General features: G+C 71.8%; 22 protein-coding genes and 1 pseudogene. 3 read left to right on the top strand and 20 right to left on the bottom strand.

Going from position 1 to position 25,570, the window contains the following annotated elements; translation table 11 throughout:
* Positions 1-260 precede the first annotated feature (260 nt).
* The 13 genes from leuA to hrcA all read right to left on the bottom strand — a co-directional run bounded on the left by leuA (position 261) and on the right by hrcA (position 13,687).
* The gene (gene leuA, locus DEJ33_RS07515) at positions 261-2,030 is read right to left on the bottom strand and encodes a 2-isopropylmalate synthase (protein WP_111194629.1); all 1,770 of its coding nucleotides are present in this window, start codon (positions 2,028-2,030) and stop codon (positions 261-263) included.
* Between the two features lie 283 nt (positions 2,031-2,313).
* Entirely contained in the window at positions 2,314-3,720 is a 1,407-nt protein-coding gene (locus tag DEJ33_RS07520) for an ABC transporter permease (protein ID WP_111194630.1), read from the bottom strand.
* Positions 3,717-4,466: an ABC transporter ATP-binding protein gene (locus DEJ33_RS07525; protein WP_111194631.1), complete on the bottom strand. Its 750-nt coding sequence runs from the start codon at positions 4,464-4,466 to the stop codon at positions 3,717-3,719. Before DEJ33_RS07525 ends, DEJ33_RS07520 begins: the two co-directional genes overlap by 4 nt.
* Positions 4,467-4,574: 108 nt before the next feature.
* Positions 4,575-5,273: a response regulator transcription factor gene (locus DEJ33_RS07530; RefSeq protein ID WP_258374730.1), complete on the bottom strand. Its 699-nt coding sequence runs from the start codon at positions 5,271-5,273 to the stop codon at positions 4,575-4,577.
* Between the two features lie 13 nt (positions 5,274-5,286).
* Complete coding sequence (locus tag DEJ33_RS07535) at positions 5,287-6,498, bottom strand: sensor histidine kinase (RefSeq protein ID WP_146242560.1); 1,212 nt, start codon at positions 6,496-6,498, stop codon at positions 5,287-5,289.
* Between the two features lie 56 nt (positions 6,499-6,554).
* Entirely contained in the window at positions 6,555-7,493 is a 939-nt protein-coding gene (gene era / locus DEJ33_RS07540) for a GTPase Era (RefSeq protein WP_111194633.1), read from the bottom strand.
* Positions 7,490-8,812 (bottom strand): hemolysin family protein, encoded by a 1,323-nt coding sequence (locus tag DEJ33_RS07545; protein ID WP_111194634.1) that lies wholly within the window; start codon positions 8,810-8,812, stop codon positions 7,490-7,492. The genes era and DEJ33_RS07545 overlap by 4 nt, the downstream gene beginning before the upstream one ends.
* A gap of 5 nt (positions 8,813-8,817) precedes the next feature.
* Positions 8,818-9,279 (bottom strand): rRNA maturation RNase YbeY, encoded by a 462-nt coding sequence (gene ybeY, locus DEJ33_RS07550; protein ID WP_110903145.1) that lies wholly within the window; start codon positions 9,277-9,279, stop codon positions 8,818-8,820.
* The gene (locus tag DEJ33_RS07555) at positions 9,276-10,319 is read right to left on the bottom strand and encodes a PhoH family protein (protein WP_375334558.1); all 1,044 of its coding nucleotides are present in this window, start codon (positions 10,317-10,319) and stop codon (positions 9,276-9,278) included. The genes ybeY and DEJ33_RS07555 overlap by 4 nt, the downstream gene beginning before the upstream one ends.
* Positions 10,309-10,662, bottom strand: coding sequence for a histidine triad nucleotide-binding protein (locus tag DEJ33_RS07560; RefSeq protein ID WP_110903144.1), 354 nt, complete (start codon positions 10,660-10,662; stop codon positions 10,309-10,311). The genes DEJ33_RS07555 and DEJ33_RS07560 overlap by 11 nt, the downstream gene beginning before the upstream one ends.
* A 76-nt stretch (positions 10,663-10,738) precedes the next feature.
* Positions 10,739-11,503 (bottom strand): 16S rRNA (uracil(1498)-N(3))-methyltransferase, encoded by a 765-nt coding sequence (locus DEJ33_RS07565; RefSeq protein WP_111194635.1) that lies wholly within the window; start codon positions 11,501-11,503, stop codon positions 10,739-10,741.
* On the bottom strand, positions 11,503-12,615 hold the full coding sequence (dnaJ, locus tag DEJ33_RS07570; protein ID WP_111077593.1) for a molecular chaperone DnaJ: 1,113 nt from the start codon (positions 12,613-12,615) through the stop codon (positions 11,503-11,505). Before dnaJ ends, DEJ33_RS07565 begins: the two co-directional genes overlap by 1 nt.
* Before the next feature lie 49 nt (positions 12,616-12,664).
* Complete coding sequence (gene hrcA / locus DEJ33_RS07575) at positions 12,665-13,687, bottom strand: heat-inducible transcriptional repressor HrcA (RefSeq protein ID WP_111077594.1); 1,023 nt, start codon at positions 13,685-13,687, stop codon at positions 12,665-12,667.
* Between the two features lie 119 nt (positions 13,688-13,806).
* Between hrcA and DEJ33_RS07580 the strand changes: the two genes are divergently transcribed.
* Positions 13,807-14,292 carry a DUF4870 domain-containing protein gene (locus DEJ33_RS07580; RefSeq protein WP_258374604.1) on the top strand — a complete coding sequence of 162 codons (486 nt, stop codon included), beginning with the start codon at positions 13,807-13,809 and terminating at the stop codon, positions 14,290-14,292.
* A 27-nt stretch (positions 14,293-14,319) separates the two neighbouring features.
* Here the strand turns inward: DEJ33_RS07580 and hemW are convergent, their stop codons facing one another.
* Positions 14,320-15,537: a radical SAM family heme chaperone HemW gene (gene hemW / locus DEJ33_RS07585; protein WP_111194733.1), complete on the bottom strand. Its 1,218-nt coding sequence runs from the start codon at positions 15,535-15,537 to the stop codon at positions 14,320-14,322.
* 29 nt (positions 15,538-15,566) lie between these two features.
* Between hemW and DEJ33_RS07590 the strand changes: the two genes are divergently transcribed.
* Entirely contained in the window at positions 15,567-16,259 is a 693-nt protein-coding gene (locus DEJ33_RS07590; protein ID WP_181437271.1) for an HAD family hydrolase, read from the top strand.
* Between the two features lie 229 nt (positions 16,260-16,488).
* Here the strand turns inward: DEJ33_RS07590 and DEJ33_RS07595 are convergent, their stop codons facing one another.
* The 3 genes from DEJ33_RS07595 to DEJ33_RS07605 all read right to left on the bottom strand — a co-directional run bounded on the left by DEJ33_RS07595 (position 16,489) and on the right by DEJ33_RS07605 (position 20,230).
* Positions 16,489-17,136: a DUF1990 family protein gene (locus DEJ33_RS07595; protein WP_258378120.1), complete on the bottom strand. Its 648-nt coding sequence runs from the start codon at positions 17,134-17,136 to the stop codon at positions 16,489-16,491.
* Entirely contained in the window at positions 17,133-18,980 is a 1,848-nt protein-coding gene (gene lepA, locus DEJ33_RS07600; RefSeq protein ID WP_111077596.1) for a translation elongation factor 4, read from the bottom strand. Before lepA ends, DEJ33_RS07595 begins: the two co-directional genes overlap by 4 nt.
* 83 nt (positions 18,981-19,063) lie before the next feature.
* Positions 19,064-20,230 carry a pyridoxal phosphate-dependent aminotransferase gene (locus DEJ33_RS07605; protein WP_111194735.1) on the bottom strand — a complete coding sequence of 389 codons (1,167 nt, stop codon included), beginning with the start codon at positions 20,228-20,230 and terminating at the stop codon, positions 19,064-19,066.
* Positions 20,231-20,433: 203 nt separating this feature from the next.
* Between DEJ33_RS07605 and rpsT the strand changes: the two genes are divergently transcribed.
* Positions 20,434-20,694 carry a 30S ribosomal protein S20 gene (gene rpsT, locus DEJ33_RS07610; protein WP_110903137.1) on the top strand — a complete coding sequence of 87 codons (261 nt, stop codon included), beginning with the start codon at positions 20,434-20,436 and terminating at the stop codon, positions 20,692-20,694.
* Positions 20,695-21,213: 519 nt separating this feature from the next.
* Here the strand turns inward: rpsT and holA are convergent.
* The 3 genes and pseudogenes from holA to DEJ33_RS07635 form a co-directional block, all read right to left on the bottom strand.
* Positions 21,214-22,233 (bottom strand): DNA polymerase III subunit delta, encoded by a 1,020-nt coding sequence (holA, locus tag DEJ33_RS07615; RefSeq protein WP_111077597.1) that lies wholly within the window; start codon positions 22,231-22,233, stop codon positions 21,214-21,216.
* Positions 22,234-22,952: 719 nt separating this feature from the next.
* Positions 22,953-24,776 (bottom strand): annotated as a pseudogene (locus DEJ33_RS17750) (ComEC/Rec2 family competence protein); the annotation flags it as partial.
* Positions 24,773-25,492, bottom strand: coding sequence for a ComEA family DNA-binding protein (locus DEJ33_RS07635; protein WP_111194637.1), 720 nt, complete (start codon positions 25,490-25,492; stop codon positions 24,773-24,775). The gene DEJ33_RS07635 and the pseudogene DEJ33_RS17750, both read right to left, overlap by 4 nt.
* Positions 25,493-25,570 lie beyond the last annotated feature (78 nt).

Below are 25,570 nucleotides of genomic sequence, written 5' to 3' on the forward strand. Positions count from 1 at the left end.
CCCCAGTATCCCCCGCGCCGCCGACACCCCCGCCCGCTCGCCCGTTCGCCCGCTCGCCCGCTCGCCGAGGTCGCACAGGTCGCCGAGGTCGCACGACCCGCCGCGTGGTGATCGCCGAGGTCGCGGGAACTGCCGCCGCGGCGGCGTCCGGACGGCAGGACGTGCGACCTCGACGCTGGCGGCGACCACGGAACGGACGGGAGGCGCGGTGCGGGCCCGCACCGCGCCTCCCGTCCCGGCTCGGGTCAGGTCGGGTCGGGTCAGGCGGAGACGAGCTCCGGCGCGCCCGAGGCGGCGCCCGCGCGCACCGCACGGTTGACCGCGGAGACGATCGCCTTGAGCGAGGCCGTCGCGATGTCGGCGTCGATCCCGACGCCCCACAGCCGGACGCCGTCGACGTCGAGCTCGACGTAGGACGCCGCCTGCGCGTCACCCGAGGCGCTCATCGTGTGCTCCGAGTAGTCGTACAGCGTGACCGCGACGCCCTGCTCCTTCATCACCGTGAGGAACGCGTCGATCGGACCGGTGCCGACGGCCTCGGACGTGATCGATCCCTCGTCGACGCGCATCGCGACCGACAGCTTGGTCGTGCCGTCGAAGTCGCTCGACGTGGCGGTCTTCGTGATCTCGTACCGGCCCCACTTGTCGTCGTCGACGTGGGCGGGCAGGTACTCGTCGTGGAACAGGTCCCAGATCCGGTCGGAGGTGAACTCGCCACCCTCGGCGTCGGTGCGCTGCTGCACGACACCGCTGAACTCGATCTGCAGCTTGCGGGGCAGGTCGAGCGCGTGGTCCGTCTTCAGCAGGTACGCGACGCCGCCCTTGCCGGACTGCGAGTTGACGCGGATGACGGCCTCGTACGAGCGGCCGATGTCCTTCGGGTCGACCGGCAGGTACGGCACCGCCCAGACGACGTCGTCGACGCCGACACCCTCGGCGGCTGCACGGGCCTCGAGGGCCTCGAGCCCCTTCTTGATGGCGTCCTGGTGCGAGCCGCTGAACGCCGTGTAGACGAGGTCGCCCGCCCACGGCTGGCGCTCCGGCACCGGCAGCTGATTGCAGTACTCGACGGTGCGCTTGACCTGGTCGATGTCCGAGAAGTCGATCTCCGGGTCGATGCCCTGCGTGAACAGGTTCATGCCCAGGGCGACGAGGTCGACGTTGCCGGTCCGCTCACCGTTGCCGAACAGGCACCCCTCGATGCGGTCGGCACCGGCCATGTACCCCAGCTCGGCAGCGGCGACGGCGGTCCCGCGGTCGTTGTGCGGGTGCAGCGACAGGATGACGTCCTCGCGGTGCGCGAGGTTCCGCGACATCCACTCGATCGAGTCGGCGTAGACGTTCGGCGTCGCCATCTCGACGGTCGCGGGCAGGTTGATGATGACCTTGCGCTCGGGCGTCGGCGTGAAGACCTCGAGCACGGCGTTGCAGATCTGCACCGCGACCTCGAGCTCGGTGCCCGTGTAGGACTCCGGCGAGTACTCGTAGTAGACCGTCGTGTCGTGCTGCAGCCGGCCCTCCGCCGCCTTGCACATGTGCGCTCCGGCGACGGCGATGTCGACGACACCCTGCACGTCGGTGCGGAAGACGACCTCGCGCTGCACGATGCTCGTCGAGTTGTAGAGGTGCACGATGGCCTGCTTCGCCCCGTCGATCGCCTCGTACGTGCGGTCGATGAGGTGCTCGCGGGCCTGGGTCAGGACCTGGATCGTGACGTCGTCGGGGATCGCGTCCTCGTCGATCAGGCTGCGGACGAAGTCGAAGTCGGTCTGCGATGCGCTGGGGAACCCGACCTCGATCTCCTTGTAGCCCATGCGCACGAGCAGGTCGAACATCGCTCGCTTGCGATCGGCGTCCATCGGGTCGATGAGCGCCTGGTTGCCGTCACGCAGGTCGACGGCGCACCAGCGCGGCGCACGGTCGATCTGCTTGGTCGGCCAGGTGCGGTCGGGCAGGTCGACGGTGATCTGCTCGGAGAAGGGGACGTACTTGTGGATCGGCATCCCGGAGGGGCGCTGCGCGTTCTGCATCGGTTCGCTTTCGTCGGTGTGGTTGCGGTGCGGCCACGACGGACTCCGCGACGAGGTGGGCCGGTTGTCAGGCCTCGTCGCGGCGACGAAGGAGGAGGAGTGCCGAGTACATCGGGTTCACGGTAGCACCGTGGGGCCCGGGTGGCGCACAGTGTGACGGGAGCACGAACGGACGGGAGGCGCGGTGCCGGCTGGCACCGCGCCTCCCGTCCGTCCGTCCCTCCCGTCCTTCCCGTCCTTCCCGTCTCTCCCGTCTCTCCCGTCGTCACCGACCGCGACCGCGTCAGTCCACCGCGAGCGCTTCCGTCGGCGGGACGCGCATCGCGCGGCGCACGGGCGCGACCGTCGCGACGACCGCGAGGACCAGGGCTCCGACGACCACGATCGCGATCGTCAGCGGCGGCAGGACCGGCGTGACCACCGAGCCCAGGATCCCGAGCAGCGTCTGCCCGCCCAGCCAGCCGTAGAACGTGCCGAGCACGAGTCCGGTGACCACGGCGGCGACGACCATCTGGACGGCCTCGGTGACGATCATCCGGCGGACCTGCGCCCCGGTCAGACCGAGGACGCGCAGCAGTCCGAGTTCCCGGCGGCGCTGCAGGACGCCGAGGGCGAGCGCGTTGACGACCCCGACGCCGGCGATCACGGCGGAGAAGCCGACCACGACGCTGACCACGGCGTTGAGCTGTGCGAAGAAGGTGCGCTGCTGCTCGAGCATGGCGGGCGTGATCCCGCTCTGGCCCGAGAGGGTGGACTCGGTGACGTGCTGCATGATCCCGAGCGCGACCGCGAAGGTGACGAGCAGGGTCACGCCGATGACGAGGCCGATCGTGGCACGCGCGGACCGCGCCGGCGCGCGCATCGCGTTCCGCCCCGCGAGCAGGACGACCGGGTCGGCGGACCCGACGCGCCCGATGGCCTGCAGGACCGGCGGCATCACGATCGTGGCGCCGACGGAGACCCCGGCGAAGGACACGAACCCGCCGAGCGCTGCCGGGAAGACGGCGACCGGCGTGGTGCCGCTGAGCGCCAGCCCGAGCAGCGCGAGCAGCGCTCCCCCGGACATCAGGATGACCGCCCAGACCTTGCGCGCGGTGCCGGAACGGACGTCTTCGTGGCTGACCTCGACGCTCGAGGAGAGCGCCTGCAGCGGGGTCACCGTGAGCACGCGTCGCGAACCCGCTGCGAACGCACCCCAGGTGGCGAGGACGACAGCGACGACCGGCAGCACGAGCTCCCAGGGCAGCACGGTGTACGAGCGATCGGGCAGGAACCCGTTCCCGCGGAGCACGGCGACGAACACCGCCGAGAGCCCGGTGCCGACCACCGCGCCGATGACGCCGCCGAGCAGGCCGACGACGAGCCCGGTCCGCGTGATCCGTGCCCGGAGCGAGGCACCGGTCGCGCCGACGAGCCGTTGCAGGGCGATCACGCGGGTCTGGCCGGCGATGAGCGTCGCACAGGTGTTGGCGGTGACGATCGCACCGACGTACAGGGCGATGCCGAGGAACAGCCAGCCGATCACCGAGAGGACCGACTTGACCGATCGGAGGTCGTCGAGCCCCGTGGCGGCCATCGCCTCGGCGACGATGCCCGGGGCGATGACGAGCGCGGACCCGAAGGTCGTGCCGAGCGCTGCGACGAGGATCGTCGGCGCGAACTGCCGGACGCCGTCCACGGTGCCGTTCACGCTGCCGCCTCCATGCCGAGCATCGTGGCGGAGATCTCGGCGGCACCCATGCGTGGCCGGTCGTCGACGACGCGGCCGTCGGCGAGGAACAGGATCCGGTCGGCGTTGGCGGCGGCGACGGGGTCGTGCGTCACCATCACGACGCTCTGGCCCCACTCCTCGACGGCGCCGCGGAGGATGGCGAGCACGTCGCGTCCGGTGCGGGAGTCGAGTGCACCGGTCGGTTCGTCGGCGACGACGACGGCCGGGCGCGAGGCGAGCGCCCGAGCGATCGCGACCCGCTGCTGCTGTCCGCCGGACAGCTCGTGCGGGCGGTGCGTGAGCCGGTTGCCGAGCCCGAGCATCTCGACCAGACGGTCGATCCACGCCGACTCCTCGCGGTCCAGCTTGTGCCCGCCGAGCAGGAACGGCAGCCGGATGTTCTCGCTGACGTCGAGCGTCGGGACGAGGTTGAACGACTGGAACACGAAGCCGAGCCGACGGCGACGGAGTTCGGTGAGCTCGCGGTCGCGGAGGCCGGTGATGTCGGTCCCGTCGATCGTGATGTGACCGGCGGACACCTGGTCGAGACCGGCGGCGACGTGCATGAGCGTCGACTTGCCGGAACCGGAGGGGCCCATCACGGCGGTGAACTCGCCGGCGCCGATGTCGACGCTGACGTCGTCGAGGGCGGTCACCCGGCGCGCGGCGTCGCCGTAGTGCTTGGACACGTGGTCGAGACGGATGATCGGGTCGTGGCTGGTCATGACCCCACGATCGCGTCCGGGAGGCCCGTACCGCGTCCGTCGACCGGCGCGCGTCCGTCATCCCATCGGTGCGGATCCGCGGCCGATCTCCCTCTGGCGGATGATGTCTCAGTCGCCCCTGGTGACGAGGCCGTGCTCGTGCGCGAACACGACGAGCCGCACCCGGTCGCGCAGCTCGAGCTTCGTGAGGACCCGCGAGATGTGGGTCTTCACGGTCGCTTCGCTGACGTACTCGTGGGCCGCGATCTCGGCGTTGCTGAGCCCCCGCGCTGCGAGGTCGAAGATCTCGCGCTCTCGCGGGGTCAGGCCGGCGAAGGCCGGGGGCACCGTCGACCGCAGGTCGGCCGGGTCCTCGTACCGGCGGAGCAGCTCGCGGGTCGCGGAGGCGGCGAACACCGTCGTGCCGGCATGCACGGTCCGGATCGCCGCGAGCAGGAACTCCGGGTCGGCGTCCTTGAGCACGAAGCCGCTCGCCCCGGCACGGATGGCCTTCGCGGCCGCCTCGTCGAAGTCGAACGTGGTGAGGACGAGCACCTTTGCGTCGGAGCCGCTCGAGACGATGTCTGCGGTGGCGCTGATGCCGTCCTTCACGGGCATCCGGATGTCCATGAGCACGACGTCCGGGCGGTTCCGGCGGACGAGCTCGATGCCCTCGGCGCCGTCGCCGGCCTCTCCCACGAACTGCAGGTCCGGCTGGGAGCTGATCAGCATCCGGATGCCGGTGCGGAACAGCGCCTGGTCGTCGACCAGGGCGACGCGGATGCGCGCCGCGTCGGGAGTGCTCGTGTTCGTGCTCATGTCGGTCATCGCCTGCTCGTCGTCATCGGGTCGGGATCGTGTTCCGGGGCATCTGCCCGGTCGACGGCTGGGCGGGCATCCGGACCGCCACTGCGAAGTCGTCGCCCCGGGGTCCGGCCGTCATGCTCCCGCCGGACATCGTGGCACGCTCGCGCATCCCCACGAGTCCGTGACCGGTGCCCGGGCCGGGTCGGTCGTCCTCCGAGCGGCGGTTCACCACGTCGATCTCGACGGTGTCCGGGCGGTAGGTCAACCGGGCACGGACGGTCGAGCCGGGAGCCCCGTGCTTGTACGCGTTCGTCAGGCTCTCCTGCACGATCCGGTACACGGCGAGCTGCGTCGTGGTCGGCAGGGTGGACGGGTCGCCCTCACGCTCCACCTGCACCTCGAGCCCCACGTCGCGCATCTGCCCGACGAGCCGCTCGATGTCGTCGACGTCCGGCGTCGGAGCGGTGCCCTGCTCGTGCCGCAGTGCGCCGAGCAGCTCGCGGACGTCCCCGAGCGCGCGTCGGGCGGTCGAGCCGATCGTGTCGAGGGCCTCGTCGGCGACGGCCGGGTCGGCGCGGAGAGCGTACCGGGCGCCGTCGGCCTGGGCGATCACGACCGCGAGCGAGTGCGCCACGATGTCGTGCATGTCGCGGGCGATCCGGACGCGCTCCTGCTCGATCGCGACGTTCCGGTCTGCCCGCGCGGCGTCCCGTTCGGCGAGGAGCTGCGCCTCCCGGCTCATCCGCGCAGAGCGGCGGGCCCGGACGGCCAGGCCGGCGAGCCAGGGCAGCAGCAGGACCGCCAGGACGACGACGAACAGCATCGCGCCGTACTGCACGGCCTCGTTCAGGGTCTCCGGGCCACCGACGCCCGGTACGCCGTAGATACGGAAGCCCATGTAGGTGCCGGCGACGACCGAGCCCACGATCGCGGAGACCAGGCCGGCGATCCGGATGCGCCGGGTGCCGTAGACGCTCGTGGTGTAGAGCACTCCGGAGATGAACAGGTCGGCCATCCCGGCGGTCTGCATCGTCGCCATCTGGACGACGGCACCGACCCAGGCGATCCCGAGGGCGAGCCCCGGCGCGACCCGGCGCAGGGCGAGCGCCAGGGACAGGACCGCGGTCGTGACGAGTGCCGCGACGTCGTCGACCCCCTGCGCCGACAGGATCGCGACGAGCGCGCCGAGCAGGACCGCCGTACCGATGTCGACGACGAGCTGGGTGCGGAGGACGGGACGGAACACCACCCCACGGTACGGCGCGCGCCTGCTCGGCGCGTCCGACCGTGGGATGACCCGGGTCAGAACCCCAGTCGGCCGAGCTGCTTCGGGTCGCGCTGCCACTCCTTGGCGACCTTCACGCGGATGTTCAGGTAGACGTGACGACCGAGCAGGCCCTCGATCTCCACACGGGCGCGGGTGCCGACGTCCTTGAGTCGGCTGCCCTTGTGACCGATGACGATCGACTTCTGGCTGTCCCGCTCGACGAACAGGTTGGCGAAGATGCGCAGGGGGCCGTTCGGGTCGTCGTCGGCGTCGGGCTCGACCATGTCCTCGATGACGACGGCCAACGAGTGCGGCAGCTCGTCACGGACGCCCTCGAGCGCGGCCTCGCGGATGAGCTCGCCGACCCGCTCTTCGTCGGTCTCCTCGGTGACGGCGAGGTCGTCGTACAGCTGCGGTGACTCCGGCAGCAGCGACACGACCTCGTCGAGGAGGTCCTCGAGCTGCAGCCCCTCGGTGCCGGAGGTCGGGATGATCGCGTCCCAATCGCGGAGCCGGGACACCGCGAGCAGCTGCTCGGCGATCTTCTCCTTGCCGGAGCGGTCGATCTTCGTGACGATCGCGACCTTCTTCGCCCGGGGGTACTGGTCGAGGGTGTCGTTGATGAAGCGGTCGCCCGGCCCGATCGGTTCGTTCGCGGGCACGCAGAACCCGATCACGTCGACGTCGCCGAGCGTGGACTGGACGAGGTCGTTGAGTCGCTCGCCGAGGAGGGTCCGCGGGCGGTGCACACCGGGGGTGTCGACGACGATGACCTGCCCGTGCGGACGGTGGACGATGCCGCGGATGGCCCGCCGGGTGGTCTGCGGCTTTGACGAGGTGATCGCGACCTTCTGGCCGACCAGGGCGTTGGTCAGCGTCGACTTGCCGACGTTCGGGCGACCGACGAAGGAGACGAAGCCCGCGCGGTAGGGGGTCGTCGCGTCGGGCGCGGTGTCGGGTCCGGAGTCGGTCATGTGGTTCGTGTTCCCGTCGTGGAGTGGTCGGAGTCGCCGAAGGCGTGCTCGGCGGACGCGAGGTCGGCGGTCCGTTCGGCGACCACGGTGATGAGGTGTCGGCGCTTGCCCTCGACACGGTCCGCGGTGAGCAGGACCCCGGACACCGTGACGGCGTCCCCGGCGGAGGGCAGGTGCCCGAGCTCCTTCGTGAGCAGGCCACCGGCGGTGTCGACGTCGTCGTCGTCGAGTTCGATGCCGAACAGGTCACCGAGCTCGTCGATGGGCAGTCGAGCCGAGATGCGCCAACGCCCCGGTTCGATCTCCGCGCGGTCGACCACGGCGCGGTCGTACTCGTCCGAGATGTCACCGACGAGTTCCTCGATGAGGTCCTCCATCGTGACGAGGCCCGCGACGCCGCCGTACTCGTCGACCACGAGCACCAGGTGGTTCTTCGCGAGCTGCATGTGCCGCAGGGTCTCGTCGGCGGGCTTCGACTCCGGCAGGAACTCGGCCGGCCGGAGCATCGTGCGCACCGGGCGGACACCGACCTCGGGGCGCTCGTAGAGGCCCCGGGCCACGTCGCGCAGGTACGCCACCCCGAGCACGTCGTCGCTGTCCCGGCCGATGACCGGCATGCGGGACACGCCGGTGGCCAGGAACTGCTCCATGACCGCCGCGATCGTGTCGGCGGCGTCCGCGGTGACCATGTCGGTCCGGGGCACCATGACCTCGCGCACCAGGGTGTCGCTGAACGCGAAGACCGAGTGGATGAGTTCGCGGTCGTCCGCCTCGAGCACGTTGCTCTCGGTGGCTTCGTCGACCAGCGAGAGCAGCTGCTCCTCGCTCGAGACGCTGGACGCACTGCGGACGCGGCCCGGGGTGACCCGGTCACCGATCGCGACGAGGAGGCCGGCGAGCGGCCCGAGCACGATGCGGACCCCGCGGACCAACCCGCCGGTGGCGGCGATGATGCCCTCGGCATGGGCGCGTCCGACGCTGCGCGGGCTGGACCCGACGAGCACGAACGACACCGCGGTCATCACGGCCGCGGACACGATCAGGGCGACCCACCACGTGTCGAACACCGTCACGAGGGCGATCGTCACGAGCACCGCGGCGGCCGTCTCGGCGAGCACCCGGAAGAAGTTCAGCGCGTTGACGTGCGCACCCGGGTCGTCCGCCAGGGCCTCGATCGCACGGCGGCGCTTGCTGCCGCGGGCGATCTCCTCGAGGTCGGCGCGCGAGAGGACCGACAGCGCGGAGTCGGCGGCCGCGAGCAGTCCGCCGAGGACCACCAGCAGGAACGCCACCGCGAGCAGTCCGGCGACGAGCAGCACTGCGGTCACCGCCCCCGACGCGCTGCGGCGAAGGCGGTCAGGATCTCGCCCTGCAGACCGAACATCTCGGCCTTCTCCTCCGGCTCGGCGTGGTCGAAGCCGAGCAGGTGCAGGATGCCGTGGCACGTCAGCAGCAGGATCTCGTCGAGCGTCGAGTGGCCGGCGGTCTTCGCCTGCTCCTCGGCGACCTGCGGGCAGACCACGATGTCGCCGAGGAGCCCGGCGGGCGTCGGCTCGTCCTCGGTTCCCGGACGGAGTTCGTCCATCGGGAAGCTCAGGACGTCGGTCGGGCCGGGCTCGTCCATCCACCGGATGTGCAGCTGCTCCATCGCGCCCTCGTCGACGAAGACGATCGCGAGTTCGGCGTCCGCGTGCACGTGCATGGCGTCGAGTGCGAAGGCGGCGAGGCGCTGCACGACGTCCTCGTCCACCGCCACACCGGACTCGTTGTTGAGCTCGATGCTCACCGGGTGCCTCCTCGGCGGTCGTCCTGCTGGTGGGGGCGTTTCGCGGCCTGCTCGACGAGTCGTTCCTCGTCGTAGACGGTGTAGGCGTCGACGATCCGGCCGACCAGGGTGTGGCGTACCACGTCCTCGCTGCCGAGGCGGGCGAAGTGGATGTCGTCGACGTCCTGCAGGATCCGGGTCACCAGGCGCAGGCCGGAGACGTTGCCCGGCAGGTCGACCTGGGTGATGTCCCCCGTGATCACCATCTTCGAACCGAAGCCCAGTCGCGTCAGGAACATCTTCATCTGCTCGGGCGTGGTGTTCTGCGCCTCGTCGAGGACGACGAACGAGTCGTTGAGCGTCCGGCCGCGCATGTAGGCGAGCGGGGCGACCTCGACCGTGCCGGCGGCCAGGAGCTTCGGGACCAGCTCGGGGTCCATCATCTCGTTGAGCGCGTCGTACAGCGGGCGGAGGTACGGGTCGATCTTGTCGGTGAGCGTGCCGGGGAGGAACCCGAGCCGCTCGCCGGCCTCGACCGCGGGACGGGTGAGGATGATGCGCGAGACCTCGCGTCGCTGCAGGGCCTGGACGGCCTTCGCCATCGCCAGGTAGGTCTTGCCGGTACCGGCCGGACCGATGCCGAACGTGATCGTGTTCTCGTCGATGGCGTCGACGTACGCACGCTGCCCGTCGGTCTTCGGGCGCACCGACTTGCCGCGGCTCGAGACGATCGGGGTGCCGAACACGTTGGACGGGCTGCGCTCTTCGTCGATGATGCGCGCCGAGGTCGGGATGTCCGACTGCCCGATGTCCTGCCCACGCCGGACCATGCCGACGAGCTCGTCGACCAGGGCCCGGGCACGCGTGACGTCGCGCTCCGGTCCGGACAGCGTGACCTGGTTGCCGCGCACCAGGACGCGGACGGACGGGTACTGGCGCTCGACGGTCTTCAGCAGGCGGTCCTGCGGGCCGAGCAACTGCACCATGGCGATGCCGTCGACGGTGAGTTCGGAGGTCGAGACGGAGTCCGGCTCGGTGGTGGCTGGTTCGTCAGCTGGCAAGGGTGCCTTCCTGCAGGTCTCCTGCGAGTACGTGCGCGTGCACGTGGAACACGGTCTGGCCGGCGGCTTCGCCGGTGTTGAACACGAGTCGGAACTGGCCGCCGGCGCGTTCGTCGGCGATGCGCTGCGCCGTCGTGACGACGTGCGCGAGCAGGTCGGGGTCGGCGGCCGCGAGCTCGCCCACGTTCGCGTACGCCTGGGTCTTCGGGACGACGAGCACGTGCACGGGGGCCTTGGGCGCATTGTCCTCGAAGGCGATGACACGGTCGTCCTCGGCGACGATGGTCGCCGGGATCTCGCGCGTGACGATCTTCGTGAAGACGCTGGGCTCGGTGCTGGTCATGGGCACCATCGTAGAACGCGCGACCGACGCCGCGCCTTCCCGATGTCTCCGGTGCTCCGATCCACGCCGGACGGAGTCACCAGCGTCCGAGCCGCGACTGCAGGACGGCCAGGGCCGCCGGTCCGGCGGTGGAGGTCCGCAGCACGGTGTCGCCGAGTCGCACCCGCACCGCGCCGGCCGATTCGAGACGCTCGAGCTCCGACGGCTCGATCCCACCCTCCGGCCCGACCACCAGGGCGATCTCGTCGACGTCGGTCGGCGGCTCCCAGGTGGCGAGCCGCACCGAGGCGGTCGGTTCGAGCAGGACCAGCTGCCGGCGGGCCTCCTGGCCGTCCGCCGGTGCTGCCGCTCCCGCGCCGCCCGCGAGCTGCGCCGTCGTCACCGGCGCCACCACGTCGGGGACACGCGAGCGCACCGCCTGTTTCGCTGCCTCGTGCGCGATGGCCGCCCACCGGGCACGGCCCTTCTCGACCTTCGGGCCGTCCCAGCGCGAGACGCTGCGCGCGGCTGCCCACGGCACGACCCGGTCGACACCGATCTCGGTCGCGGCCTGCACAGCCATCTCGTCGCGGCCGCCCTTGGCGAGCGCCTGCACGAGGGTCAGGGACGGACGCGGAGCCGGTTCGACGCCGACGGTCGCGACGGTGAGCAGGAGCGAGTCCTTGCCGACCGAGGCGACCGTGCCGGCGACCACGGTGCCGCGTCCGTCCGAGATCCGGAGCTCCTCCCCGACCCGGACACGCGAGACCGTCACGGCGTGGCGCCCCTCGGCGCCCTCGAGCGACACCTGGCCGCCCACCGCGACGCCGTCGAGCGTGTCGACGAGGTAGAGCGAGGCCATCAGAAGTTGAAGAACCGGTCGCGGAGCTTCCCGAACATGCCCTGCTGGAAGCGGGACAGCTGCGGGGCACCGGCCTTGTGGGACTTCGCGAGCTGTTCGACCAGCTGCCGCTCCTTGTGCGAGAGCTTGCTCGGGGTGACGACCTGGATGCCGACCTTGAGGTCACCGCGGCCCGAGCCGCGGAGCTTCGTGACGCCGCGGTCCTTGATGACCAGGACGTCGGCGCTCTGCACGCCCGGACGGAGCTCGAGCTCGACCGGACCGTCCAGGCCGTCGATCGTGGTCGTCGCACCGAGGATGGCGTCGGTCATCGGGACCTCGAGCGTCGCGAGGAGGTCGTCTCCGTCACGGCTGAAGACGTCGTGGTGGCGGACGCGGACCTCGAGGTACAGGTCACCGGCGGGTCCACCGGCCGGGCCGACCTCGCCCTGGCCGGGCATCTGCAGGCGGAGGCCCGAGTCGACGCCGGCGGGCACATCCACCGGAACGGTGCGACGGGCGCGGACGCGGCCCTGACCCTGACAGGTGGGGCACGGGTTCGGGATGACCGTGCCGTAGCCGCGGCAGGTGCCACACGGAGCGCTGGTCACGACGTTGCCGAGGAGCGAGCGGACCTGGCGCTGGATGTGGCCGGTCCCGCCGCAGATGTCGCACGTCTGCGGGCTCGTGCCGGGCGCGCAGCAGGAGCCGCCGCACGTGTCGCAGAGCACGGCGGTGTCGACCTCGAGGTCCTTGTGCGTGCCGAAGACGACCTCGTCCAGGTCCACCTCGAGCCGGAGCAGGGCGTCGCCGCCACGCTCGGCACGGCTGCGGGGACCGGTCCCCCGGCCACCACCGCCACCGCCGCCGCCGAAGAAGGCGTCGAAGATGTCGCTGAAACCGCCGGCGCCGGCACCGAACCCGCCGTCCTGCGGGCCGGCGTCGAAGCGACGGCGCTGTTCCGGGTCGCTGAGGACGTCGTACGCGTGGGTGACGTCCTTGAAGCGCTCAGCGGCGTCGGGGCTCGGGTTCACGTCCGGGTGCAGTTCGCGAGCGAGCCGCCGGTACGCCTTCTTGATGTCGGCGTCGGAGGCGTCGCGCGGGACGCCGAGGACGTCGTAGTGGTCTGCCAAGTGTTCCTCAGGGGGTGCGTGGGTGGACGGGGTGGGGGGTGTCCGGCGGTCAGTTCTCGCCGAGCAGCCGGGACAGGTAGCGGGCGACCGCGCGGACCGCGGCCATGTTCGTGCCGTAGTCCATCCTGGTCGGACCGAGGACGCCCAGTCGGGCGATCTCACCGCGGGCGGCCAGGTAGCCGCCGGCGACGATGCTCGTGGCGTCGAGACCGTACTCGGCGTTCTCACGCCCGATGCTCGCTGCCACGGCGATGTCGTCGACCTGCATCTCGCCGAACAACCGGAGCAGGGTGACCTGTTCCTCGATCGCCTCGAGCACGGGGAAGAGCCCGCCGGAGAAGTCCTGCTCGCTCTTCGCCAGGTTGGCGGCACCCGCCATCAGCAGGCGGTCCTGACGGTTGGCGGCGACCTGCTCGACCAGGCTCGCGACCACGACGCCGGCGAGCGGCTGGACCGCGGGTCGGAGTTGGCCGGGGATCGCACGGAGCGCCTGCGGAGCGTCCTGCAGCAGCAGGCCCACGGTCGCGCCGTTGACGAGGGTGCGGAGTTCGGAGAGCGCGGACTCGTCGAACGGGACGTCCGTCTCGATCACGCGCTGCTCGACCCGGGCGGTGTCGGTGATGAGGACCACCATCAACCGGTTGTCCGCGAGCCGGACGAGTTCGACGTGCTGGACACGCGCGTGGCCCATCGTCGGGTACTGCACGAGCGCGACCTGGTTCGTCAACTGGCTGAGCAGCCGGACGGTGCGGGTGAGGACGTCGTCGAGGTCGTTCGAGGCGCCGAGGAAGGTCTCGATCGCCTGCCGCTGCGCGCCGGAGAGCGGACGGGCGGCCGCCAGGTGGTCGACGAAGACCCGGTACCCCTTGTCCGTCGGCACCCGGCCGGAGGAGGTGTGCGGGGCGGTGATGAGCTGCTCGTCCTCGAGCTGGGCCATGTCGTTGCGGATCGTGGCGGCGCTGACCCCGAAGGCGTGGCGCTCGACGATGGTCTTCGAGCCGACGGGTTCGCGCGAGGCGACGTAGTCGCGCACGATCGCCTTGAGGACCTCGAGGCTCCGTTCGCTGACCATCGGTTCCCTCCGCTCGTGTCGATCCGTCCGGCTGGCACTCTCAGGTGCCGAGTGCTGATCCTACGCCCGACCGCCGACGGGACGGGACTTCCCCACCGGTCGATCGGTACGCTGCGGGCATGAGCGACGGACACGGACCCGGCGGCCCGGGCGACCAGTACCCGGGCGGGAAGCAGCCCGGCGGGCAGTACCCCGGCGGGCAGTACCCGGGTGGGCAGTACGGCGGCGGGCAGCAGCCCGGGCAGCAGTACCCGACCGGTCACCAGCCCCCGCAGCCGATGACCCCCGAGGACCAGCGCCTCTGGGCGACCCTGACGCACGTCGGCGGGATCTTCTCGAACGTCCTGGTGCCGGTCATCGCCTACCTCGTCCTGCGGGACCGCGGCAACTTCGTCCGGGAGCACACCCGGGCGGCACTGAACTTCCACATCACGATGGCCATCGCCTACTTCGCCGGCATCCTGACGTCGGTGCTCGGCATCGGGTTCCTCGTGATCACCGCCACCGGGATCGTGTCGATCGTGTTCGGCATCCTGGCCGCCCTCGCTGCGAACCAGGGGCAGTTCTACCGGTACCCGCTCACGATCGAGTTCATCAAGCAGTAGCGAGCACGGGCAGGCAGGACCGACCGGTCAATCGAGCAGGTCGCGGACCACGGCGTCGGCGAGCAGCCGTCCCGGCAGGGTCAGTTCCAGCGTCCCGCCGAGCGCTGCCCGGCCGTCCACGAGACCACGGGCGATGAGCCCGGCGACGCGGCTCCGGGCCTCCTGGCGGAGCTCGTCGATGCGCAGCTCACCGCGCACCCGCGCGGCGAGCAGCACGCGCTCGACGTACCTCGTCTCGTCGTCCAGTCTCTCGCGCCCGGCCGCCGGGGACACGTCCTGCAGCACCTTGTTCGCGTAGGCGGCCGGGTGCTTGACGTTCCACCAGCGGGTGCCGGCGACGGCGGAGTGCGCGCCCGGGCCGATGCCCCACCAGTCGTGGCCCTTCCAGTAGGACAGGTTGTGCCGACTGGCGTGTCCGGGGCCGCGCGACCAGTTCGAGACCTCATACCAGTCGTAGCCCGCGTCACGGAGCACCTGGTCGGCGAGCTCGTACATGTCCGCCGCAAGGTCGTCGTCCGGGGCGGGCAACTCGCCGCGGGACACGGCACGGCCCATCGCGGTCCCGTCCTCGACGATGAGCGAGTAGGCGGACACGTGGTCCGGCGCGCAGGCGATCGCCGCGTCGAGCGAGGTGCGCCAGTCGTCGAGCGACTCCCCCGGCGTCGAGTAGATGAGGTCCAGGCTGACGTCGAGGCCCTGCTGCTTCGCGAGGTCGACGACCACCGGCACCCGCTCGGGGTCGTGCGTGCGGTCGAGGGTCGCCAGCACGTGCGGCACCGCCGACTGCATGCCGTAGCTCATCCGGGTGAACCCGGCGCGCTGCAGCGTCGCGATCGACTCGGCGTCGACGGAGTCCGGGTTGGCCTCGGTCGTGACCTCGGCACCGGGCAGGATCCCCCACGTGTCGTCGATCGCCCGCAGGATCATCGCCAGGTCGGACGCCGGCAGCATCGTCGGGGTGCCGCCGCCGAAGAACACCGTCGAGACCGGCCGCCGCGGGACGCCGGAGCGCTCGAGCACCTGGTCCGCGAACGCGATCTCACGGAGGGCGTGGCCGGCGTAGTCGTCACGCCGGACTCCGCGGAGCTCGGAGGCCGTGTACGTGTTGAAGTCGCAGTACCCACACCGCACCCGGCAGAAGGGCACGTGGACGTAGACGCCGAACGGCACCTGACCCGCTCCGGGTGCCGGTTCGACCAGTCCGTCCGACGGAGCGGGATCGGCGATCGGGAGAGCACTCGGCATGGAGTCCATTGTCCGTCATCATGGACGGCATGGAGCACCATCCGGTCACCACCACGGTCCTCTGGGACATCGACGGCACCCTCGTGCGCAACGCCGCGTCACCGGGGAACCTGTACCACCTGGCGCTCGAACGAGCGCTCGGCCGCGACCTCCCGCAGCTCGTCGGCCACCAGCACGGTCGGACCGACGCCGGCATCATCGTCGAGCACGTCCGCGCGCACCACCTGGACGACGACCTGGTCCCCACCGTCAGCGGACACCTCCGCGACCTGTCCGAGGAACGGCACCGCTCCGGCGATCGACGCACCCCGGCACCCGGCGCGATCGACCTGGTCCGACGCTTCGCCGACCTCGGCTGGCGGAACGGCCTGCTCACCGGCAACTCCGCGTACCGCGCTCGCGTCAAACTGTTCGGCGCGGGCTTCGACGTCGACGTCTTCGACTGGGAGCACTCGTACTTCGGCGACACCGAGGTCGAGCGCGCGGGCATCACCGCCGTCGCCGCCGCAGCCCTGTCCGGCACCCGGGCGGTCATCGTCGGGGACACCCCGCGCGACGGCGAGGCAGCGGATGCGGTCGGGATCCCGTTCGTGGCGGTCGCGACCGGCGCGTACGACGTGGCGGCGCTCCAGGGGACGAGCGCGGTGGCCGTGGCGCGGGACTGCGTCCAGGACGCGGGGCTCATCGAGGACGCGATCGCGGGCCTGGCGCCGCTCGCCTGAGCAGACCGGTGGTCTGCCTGCGGGTCCCGGTCGGGCGCGCGGCTGCCGGGCGGCCCGGTTGCTGCTTGTCGGGCGCGTCGGCGCGGGGCCGCCTGTCGGGCGCGTCGCTGCCTGTCGGGCGCGTCGGCGCGGGGCTGCCTGTTGGGCGCGTCGCTGCCTGTCGGGCGCGGGGCGGGCCTCCCGGCCGGGAGGCAGGTGACCGGTCGCCGGGACCGGTCACGCCGTCGGGTCAGTCGCCGCGCAGGGCGGCCAGGTACTTCTCCGCCATCACCCGCTGCTGGCGGCGCAGCAGCGGCGCGACGAAGCGCCACTTGCGGCTGGCCGGCTGCGAGAACTGGCGGACCTGCAGCCAGACCGAGCCGTCCGGGGTCCGCTCGACGACGAAGGACTCCTCACCCGAGAGCGGGTGGCCGTCGAGCGTGCCGTACGCGAAGCCCTTGCGGTCGCGCTCGTCGATGATCGCGACGACCCGCACCGGCGCCTGGACGGTCTGCCCGAAGGCGTGCATCGTCAGCGTCGCCGTGGTGCCCGCCGTGATCAGCGGGGTGCCGTCAGGCGTGGTCTTCTCCACCCGCGGCGTGCCGATCGAGGCGGGGGCGATCGGGACGCCCTGCTCGTCGAACGTGACCGGGTTGTAGCGGACCTCGTCGTCCTCGGGCGTGTCCTCGACTCGGACGCCCATCCCGCTGCGCTCCTGGATCTGCCAGGTGAGTGTCTGCATGACGGCGGTCTCGAAGCGCTGGTCGCCGTGCCCGATGCGGGCGCGCGACTCGGCGGGTACGAAGCCCTCCGGCGGGTACGTCATGAGGTCCGACGCCTGGGTCGCCCCGACGGCGCCGTACGTCAACGCCGTGCGGTGCTGGTGTCCGCGGCTCACTTCTTCTTCTCTTCCACGTCGCCGGAGAGTGCGGCGATGAAGGCCTCCTGCGGGACCTCGACCCGACCGATCGTCTTCATGCGCTTCTTGCCCTCCTTCTGCTTCTCGAGGAGCTTGCGCTTGCGGGTGATGTCACCGCCGTAGCACTTCGCCAGGACGTCCTTGCGCATGGCACGGATGCTCTCACGGGCGATGATGCGGGCGCCGATCGCGGCCTGGATCGGGACCTCGAACTGCTGGCGCGGGATGAGCTTGCGCAGTCGCTCGGTCATCAGCGTGCCGTAGGCGTACGCCTTCTCGCGGTGCACGATGGCGCTGAACGCGTCGACCTGGTCACCCTGCAGCAGGATGTCGACCTTCACGAGGTCGGCGGCCTGGTCACCGACGGGCTCGTAGTCCAGGCTGGCGTAGCCCTGTGTCTTGCTCTTCAGCTGGTCGAAGAAGTCGAACACGATCTCGCCGAGGGGCATCTCGTAGCGGATCTCGACCCGGTCCTCGCCGAGGTACTCCATACCGAGCAGTGAGCCGCGACGCTGCTGGCAGAGCTCCATGATCGCGCCGACGTAGTCCTTGGGCGCCAGGATCGCGGCGCGGACCATCGGCTCGCGGACCTCGAGGATGCGGCCGGTCGGGAACTCGGACGGGTTCGTGACCTCGGTGACCTCGTTGTCCTCGGTCGTGACCTCGTAGACCACGCTCGGGGCGGTGGTGATGAGGTCGAGGTCGAACTCGCGCCGCAGCCGCTCGGTGATGATCTCGAGGTGCAGCAGGCCGAGGAACCCGCAGCGGAAGCCGAAGCCCAGCGCGACAGACGTCTCCGGCTCGTAGACCAGGGCCGCGTCGGAGAGCTTGAGCTTGTCGAGCGCTTCGCGGAGCACCGGGTAGTCGCTGCCGTCGATCGGGTACAGGCCCGAGAAGACCATCGGCTTCGGGTCCGTGTAGCCGGCCAGGGCCTCGGTCGCCGGACGCTGCGCGCTCGTGACCGTGTCGCCGACCTTGGACTGGCGGACGTCCTTCACGCCGGTGATGAGGTACCCGACCTCGCCGACGGAGAGCCCCTTGGTCGGGGTCGGCTCCGGGCTCGACACCCCGATCTCCAGGATCTCGTGCGTCGACTTGGTCGACATCATCTGGACCTTCTCGCGCGGCTTGATCGAGCCGTCGATCATGCGCACGTAGGTCACGACACCGCGGTAGCTGTCGTACACCGAGTCGAAGATCATCGCGCGGGGTGCGGCGTCGACCGTGCCGACGGGAGCGGGCACGGTGCGGACGACCCGGTCGAGCAGTTCGGCCACACCCTCGCCGGTCTTGCCGGAGACCCGCAGGACGTCCTCCGGCTTGCCGCCGATGAGCTGCGCGAGCTCGGCCGCGTACTTCTCCGGCTCGGCGGCCGGCAGGTCGATCTTGTTGAGGACCGGGATGATCTCGAGGTCGTTCTCGAGCGCCAGGTACAGGTTCGCGAGCGTCTGGGCCTCGATGCCCTGCGCGGCGTCGACGAGCAGGATCGCTCCCTCGCACGCGGCCAGGGAGCGAGAGACCTCGTACGAGAAGTCGACGTGCCCGGGGGTGTCGATCATGTTCAGCGCGAAGGTCTCGCCGTCGAGCTCCCAGGGCATGCGGACGGCCTGCGACTTGATGGTGATGCCGCGCTCACGCTCGATGTCCATCCGGTCGAGGTACTGCGCGCGCATCGCCCGGTCCTCGACGATGCCGGTGATCGACAGCATGCGGTCGGCCAGCGTGGACTTGCCGTGGTCGATGTGCGCGATGATGCAGAAGTTGCGGATCGCGGCGGCCGGTGTCGAGGCGGGCTCGAGCGGCGCAGATGCTTGTGGGCTCACGGTTCCTCGGGGTGGGTCGGACGGTCCGTCGATTGTCCCATGCTCACGCCTCGACAGCGCGCACCGGGCGGGTACGGCTCTGGTCAGGCGTCCGTCGCGTGCGTGCCCGCGGTCGGGACCGGCAGCGCACCGAGTCCCCGGCGCAGGTCCTCCGCGGACGCCGCGAGGCACACCCGGATCCACCCCTCACCCGTCCGGCCGAACGCGCTGCCCGGGGCGACCGCCACCCGCTCGCGCTGGAGGAACGCCAGGGCCCACTCCGCGACGTCGCCCCTGGCCGCGTGCGAGACGTCGATCCACAGGTAGAACGCTCCTCGCGGGTCGAGGTAGCGGATGCCGGCGGCGTCCAGGACCCCTGTCGCGACCTCGAGGTTCTCGCGGTAGTGCTCGCGGGCATCCTGCACCGACGAGTGGTCGCCGACGATCGCCGCGAGGGCCGCCCACTGGTCGGGCTCCGCGACACAGCTGATGATCGACTCCTGGACGGTCCGCATCGTCGGGCCGAGGCCCTTCGGCGTGACGAGGTAGCCGACCCGCACGCCGGTCATCGCGTACGTCTTGCTCAGCGAGAACGCCGAGAAGACGCGGTCGTCCTCGTCGAGGGACGCCAGGCTGACGTGGCGGGTGCCGTAGGTGAAGTACTCGTAGACCTCGTCGCTGATCACCCAGAGGTCGTGGCGCTTCGCCAGCGCCAACAGGTCGCGCAGCGTCTGCTCGCCGAAGACGGTGCCGAGGGGGTTGGACGGGGAGTTCACGATGATGGCGCGCGTGCGGTCGGTGATCCGCGCCTCCAGGGCGGCGAGGTCGGGCTCGAACCCGTGCGCCGGCGACAGCTGGTACGGCACCGGGTCCGCGCCGATGATGTGGGCGTTCATCGTGAAGGTCGTGTAGCCGGGGTCCGGCACCAGGACCTCGTCACCGGGCGAGAGCACGAGCGTCATCGCCGTGAACAGCGCCTGCGTCGCACCGACGGTGACCCAGACCTGCTCGAGGTCCACGTCCATCCGGTTCTCGCGGCGGAGCTTGTCCTGGATCGCCTGACGCAGCTGCGGGATGCCGCCGTTCGGCCCGTAGTCGGTGCGGTCCTCGGCCCACGCACGACGAGCGGCGTCGCCGATGTGCTTGGCGACGGGGACGTCCGGCTCGCCGATCACGAGCATCGTCACGTCGTCGAGGAGGGCCGCCTGCTCGAACACCCGGCGGATGCCCGACGGTGGGACGGTGTCGATGCGGGGTGCGAGGGACGGCATGCCGACACCGTATCCGCTCGGGATCACGTGCCCGTCTCGGCGCCGCGCGGCCCGTGTCGGGCTTTGGTCCGGACGGGTCGACCTGGTAACGTCAGTCGCTGGCTTACGCGTTCCGTCGCCCACGGGTGGAACGCGATGCGACGAAGGGCCCCTCTACCCGGGATCGCAACCACCCGTCCGAGACGAAACCAGGAGCAACACGCATGGCGAACATCAAGTCGCAGCTCAAGCGCATCAAGACCAACCAGAAGGCCACCGACCGCAACAAGGCGTACAAGTCGGAGCTCAAGACGTACATCCGCCACACCAACGAGGCGATTGCCACGGGCGACAAGGACAAGGCCGTTGCCGCCCTGTCGCTCGCGTCGAAGAAGCTCGACAAGGCCGTGAGCAAGGGTGTCATCCACAAGAACCAGGCCGCGAACCGCAAGTCGGCCATCGCGAAGAAGGTCTCCGCGCTCTGATCTGAGCGTCTGACCGTCTCGGAGGCCCTGCACCGTTCGGTGCGGGGCCTTCGTCGTTCCCGGGTGCGGGGCCGGGGCAGGCCGCGTGCGGGGCCGCGGGCCGGTGCCGCGGGTTGCCGCGGTGGCCGGTGCCGTTCGGCTGCGCCCAACAGCAACCACTCCGAACCGCGGGATGCCGCGGTTCGATCCGGACCCGGTTGGGCGGAGCCGATCGGAACCGCAGGGTGCGGCCGGGCACCGACAGCACAGCAGGCGTTCGCGCCGCCTCGCCGACCCGGGCGCTGGCCGCGGCGAATCGGGTGCCCACCGGCTGCGCCCAACAGCAACCACTCCGAACCGCGAGATGCCGCGGTTCGATCCGGATCCGGTTGGGCGAAGCCGATCGGAACCACGGGCGCGGCCGGACACCGGCCGGACACCCGACGGGCGCGGCCGGGCACCGGACGGGCGTCATCGCACACGCCGGCAGCGGAGCGCCCCCAGGAGCGGCTCCGCCGACGGCCGGGAGGCCCGTGCCGGTCAGCGCTCCTCGCCGCGTCGTGCGATGGTGCGGACCATCACCTCGAGCGCGAAGTGGGCGTCGCGGGACCCGCCCTTCACCGCGGCGTCGGCGGCCGCGATGCTCGTGATCGCGTTCGCGAGGCCTGCTTCACTCCACCCGGCGACGTCCCGCTGGGCACGCTGGACCTGCCACGGCGCCATGCCGAGCGCCGAGGCCGCCTGCCCGCTCGACCCGCGGAAGGAACTGACCTTCGCCATCGTGCGGATCTTGCTCGCGAACGCGGCGACGATCGGTACGGGCGCCTCTCCGGTCGCCAGCGCGTGCCGGAGTTCGACGATCGCCGGTGCGGACCGTCCGGCCAGGGCGATGTCGGCGACCTTGAACGCGTTCGTCTCGACCCGGCCGCCGTAGTACTTGTCGACGGTCCGGTCGGTGATCTCCGCGGCCTCGTCGGCCAGGAGCTGTCGGCAGGCGGCGGCGAGTTCGGCGAGGTCGTCGGCGAACGCCGCCACCAGGGTCCGGACGGCGGAGGGTGCGATCTTCCGACGGGCAGCGCGGAACTCGGCGTTGACGAAGTCGATCCGGTCGGTGTCGCGCTTGATCTCGTCGCACTGCACCTCGATGCCGCCACCGACCCCGCTGCGGATCGTGTCGAGGAGCTTCTTGCCCCGGACTCCCCCACCGTGCCGGAGCACCAGGGTGACGTCGTCGGCCGGGTTCTGCAGGTACGAGATCGTCTCGGTGATGAAGGCGTCGGTGCACTTCTCGACGTTCGTGACGCGGACGAGTCGGGGTTCGCCGAAGAGGGACGGGCTCGCCAGCGTCGACAGCAGCCCTGGGGCGTACTGGTCCGCTTCGAGGTCGTGCACCTCGAGCGCCGGGTCCTCGCCGACGAGCAGGTCGCGGAGCATGCCGATCGCCCGCTCCGCCAGGAACGTCTCGGCCCCGGTGACCAGGACGACCGGGGCCGGGCGGATCGCCGACCACGGGATCTGGTCGATCTTCGCTGCGGCGCGCGCGGGCTTCTTGGCGGGCATGCGGGTCCTTCCGGTGGTGCTGGGCGACGACGACGGCCGGGCCGGTGCATCGGCGGCGCCGTGCCGGTCGGCGTCGCACCGATCCTACGGGCGGCAGCCGACGCCCCGGCGTCGCGCTCGGTCCACACCGCGACCGGTGCCCGGCTCTGCGCACCGGAGTCCGCCCCGGCCTCCGCGCCCGGATCGTCGCTCTCGCCGCGCACCACGACCGTCCCCGACCGGTCCGTGCGGTACGCCACCGTCCCGGCGGCGGCGAGCATCTGCAGGGCGCTCGGCGTCGGGTGCCCGTAGTCGTTGTCCGCACCGACCCCGATCAGGCCGACCCGGGCCGCGAGCTGTCGGTAGAGCTCCGGGTCCTGGTCCGCGGACCCGTGGTGCGCGACCTTCACCACGTCCACGGGCGTCAGCGTCTCCGGCGGCGCGGTCCGCAGCAGCCGACGCTGTGCGTCCTCGCCCAGGTCGCCGAGGAGCACCGCGCTGACGCACCCGGGGCAGGGTCGCTCCCACGCAGGATCGACCCGGAGGACGATGCTCGCCGCGTTGCCCGCACGCTCGTCGCCGTCCGGCGGCCACAGCACCCGCCAGCGGAGGTCCCCGAGCACGCCGCTGGTCCGATCGGCTGCCTGCCGGACCACCACCCCCGCGCTCCGGAGCTCCCGGACCACCCGGTCGTCCGCGGGCCGGCCGACCGGGCCGACCAGGGCGGTCTCCACCCGTGTCGCGACCGAGGCCACGGCGCCGACATGGTCGCGGTCGAAGTGGGTCAGGACGAGCAGGTCGATCCGGTCGACGCCGAGGAGGGCCAGACAGGAGACCAGACGCTCGGCATCGTCCCCGGTGTCGACGAGCGCCGTGCGTCCACCGCTCCGGAGCAGGGTGGCGTCGCCCTGCCCGACGTCGCACATCGCGACGGTCCATCCGGTCGGGACGCTGTCGCGGACGAGGACCGCGGGCACCGCGACCGACCCGACTCCCCCGGCGAGCACGAGCACGGCCACTCCGAGCGCCACCCGACGCGGACGTCGGCGGACGAGCACCCCGACCGCGAGGGCGGCGCTCACGACCACGGCGGCGATGACCCCGCCCGCCCCGGACGGCCACGGTGCCGACGCGGCCGGCAGGCTGGCGGCCCCGTGTGCGACGAGTCCGATCCCGGCAGCGGGCACCCAACCGACGGTCGCGAGCAGCCCGGCACCGACCGGCCACACCGGCGCGAGCAGGCACGCGGCGAGACCGACGACGGTGGCGACCGGTGCCAGGACCTCGGCGAGCAGGTTCGCCGGCACCGCGTACGTCGGCAGGGCGGCGGAGAGCGGGATCGTGACCGGCCAGCAGGCGACCTGCGCGGCGACCGGCACCGCGACCGCGGTCGCGACGGGCCTTCCGACCCGCCGCGCGAGCAGGTCGGTCACGGGCGCAGCGAGGACCACGATCCCGGTGGTCGCGAGCACCGACAACGCGAAGGCGAACGAGCGGGCCACCCACGGATCGACGACGAGCATGCCGACGGCGGCGAGGGCGATCAGCGGTACGCCGCGCACCGGCCGTCCGGTCAGGTGCACGACGAGGACCACGATCGCCATCACGGTCGCCCGGGTGATCGACGGGTCCGGACGGACGAGCACGACGAACCCGAGCAGCACGACCACGGCCACGGCGGCACGCAGCGCCCGTGGGGCCCCGATCGCACGTCCGAGCAGCACCACGAGGCCGACGAGGACCGCACAGTTCGACCCGGAGACCGCGGTGAGGTGGGTCAGCGCCGAGGTCTCCATCGCCTGCTCCGTCTCGGCGTCGAGCCCGGATCGGTCCCCGATCGCCAGCCCGCGGAGGAGCGCCGCACCCGGCTCCGGCAGGTCGGCGGTGACGTCGACGAACGCCGCCCGTGCGACCGCACTGGCGCCGAGCAGCCCGGTCGGACCCGCCTGCGGCGTGACGGCTCCGCGGGCGAAGAGCACGACGCTGGTCGGCGAGCCGGGGTCCTCGACCAGCAGCTGTCCGCGGACGACGACGACCGATCCGGCCGACAGCACGGTCCGGCGCGGTTCGTCGCGGGCCGGTACGAGCCGGACCGGCACGCGCAGGTCGTCCTGGCGGGAGGCGCGCACCACGACCGCCTCGACCGTCCCGATCACGGACCGGTCGGCGGGGGCGAGGTCACGGTCGAGCCGGACACGGGCCTCCAGGCTGTGGCCGGCCGTCTGCCGCACGATCGACGGGGCGCGGTGCACCTGCCCGGCTGTGACCGCTGCGGCCGTCAGGGCGACCAGCAGGGCCGTCGTCAGCACCAGTGCCGCGATCGCCCGGACGAGGACGGACACCCCGCGCCAGAGGAGCACGCCGAGCGACGCCAGACCGAGGACGACCGCGCCGACGGCCACCCCGCCGGCGAGTCGGGGGACGCCGACGAGCACCGCGACGACGATCCACGTCACCGCGACCGGTCCAGCGAGCCGGAGGTCGACCAGCGACGCCCGCAGCGCGCTGCCGTGCGCCGCGCCGGACGCGCTCCGAGCGGGAGCCGACAGCACCGGGCCGCTCACACCCGCACCCGGTCCTGCAGCTCGGCGAACCGGCCCTCGCCGATGCCGCTGACCTCGAGCAGGTCCTCGACCGAGCGGAACCCGCCGTGCTCGTCGCGCCAGGAGAGGATCCGTTCCGCCAGCGCCGGCCCGATGCCGGGGAGCGTCTCGAGCGCGGCGGCGTCTGCGGTGTTGAGGTCCACGACGTCCGGCACGGCCCCCGCACCGCTGCCCGCACCCGACGAGCCCGTGGTCCCGGAGGCCGAGCCACCGGGACCAGCACCCGCGCCCGCGGGCAGCTCGGCCGGGACGTCCGTCTCGCCGACGCGGGGCACGTACAGCCGCTCGCCGTCGACGACCGGCCGCGCCAGGTTGAGCCGCGACAGGTCGGCGTCCGCCACCGCTCCCCCGGCTGCGGCCAGCGCGTCCGCGACACGGGCGTCGGCGCCCACCGTGACGACCCCCGCGTGCTCGACCGCCCCGACGACGTAGAGCACTGCGGTCGCCGGCGACGCGGACGCAGTGGGAGCAGCGGTCGACGACGGGACGGGCACGGCCGCCGACGGCTCCGGGACACCGACCGTCGGCGCCCCCGACACGACCGCGACGCCGGACTCCGACTCCTCGTCCCCGCGACCGCCGCCCCACCACCCGGCGACGACGACCCCGAGCGCGAGCACCGCCACGACGCCCACCAGCAGGAGGGCGGCACGGGGCGACAGCGTGAACCGGGACATGTCCCGAGACGCTACGGAGCACGGTCTGTCGACCGGGCCCCGCGCAGACCACCTGTGGACGGAGCCCGCGCGCCGCCC

It is taken from the genome of Curtobacterium sp. MCPF17_047, from assembly GCF_003234045.1.
Lineage (GTDB): Bacteria > Actinomycetota > Actinomycetes > Actinomycetales > Microbacteriaceae > Curtobacterium.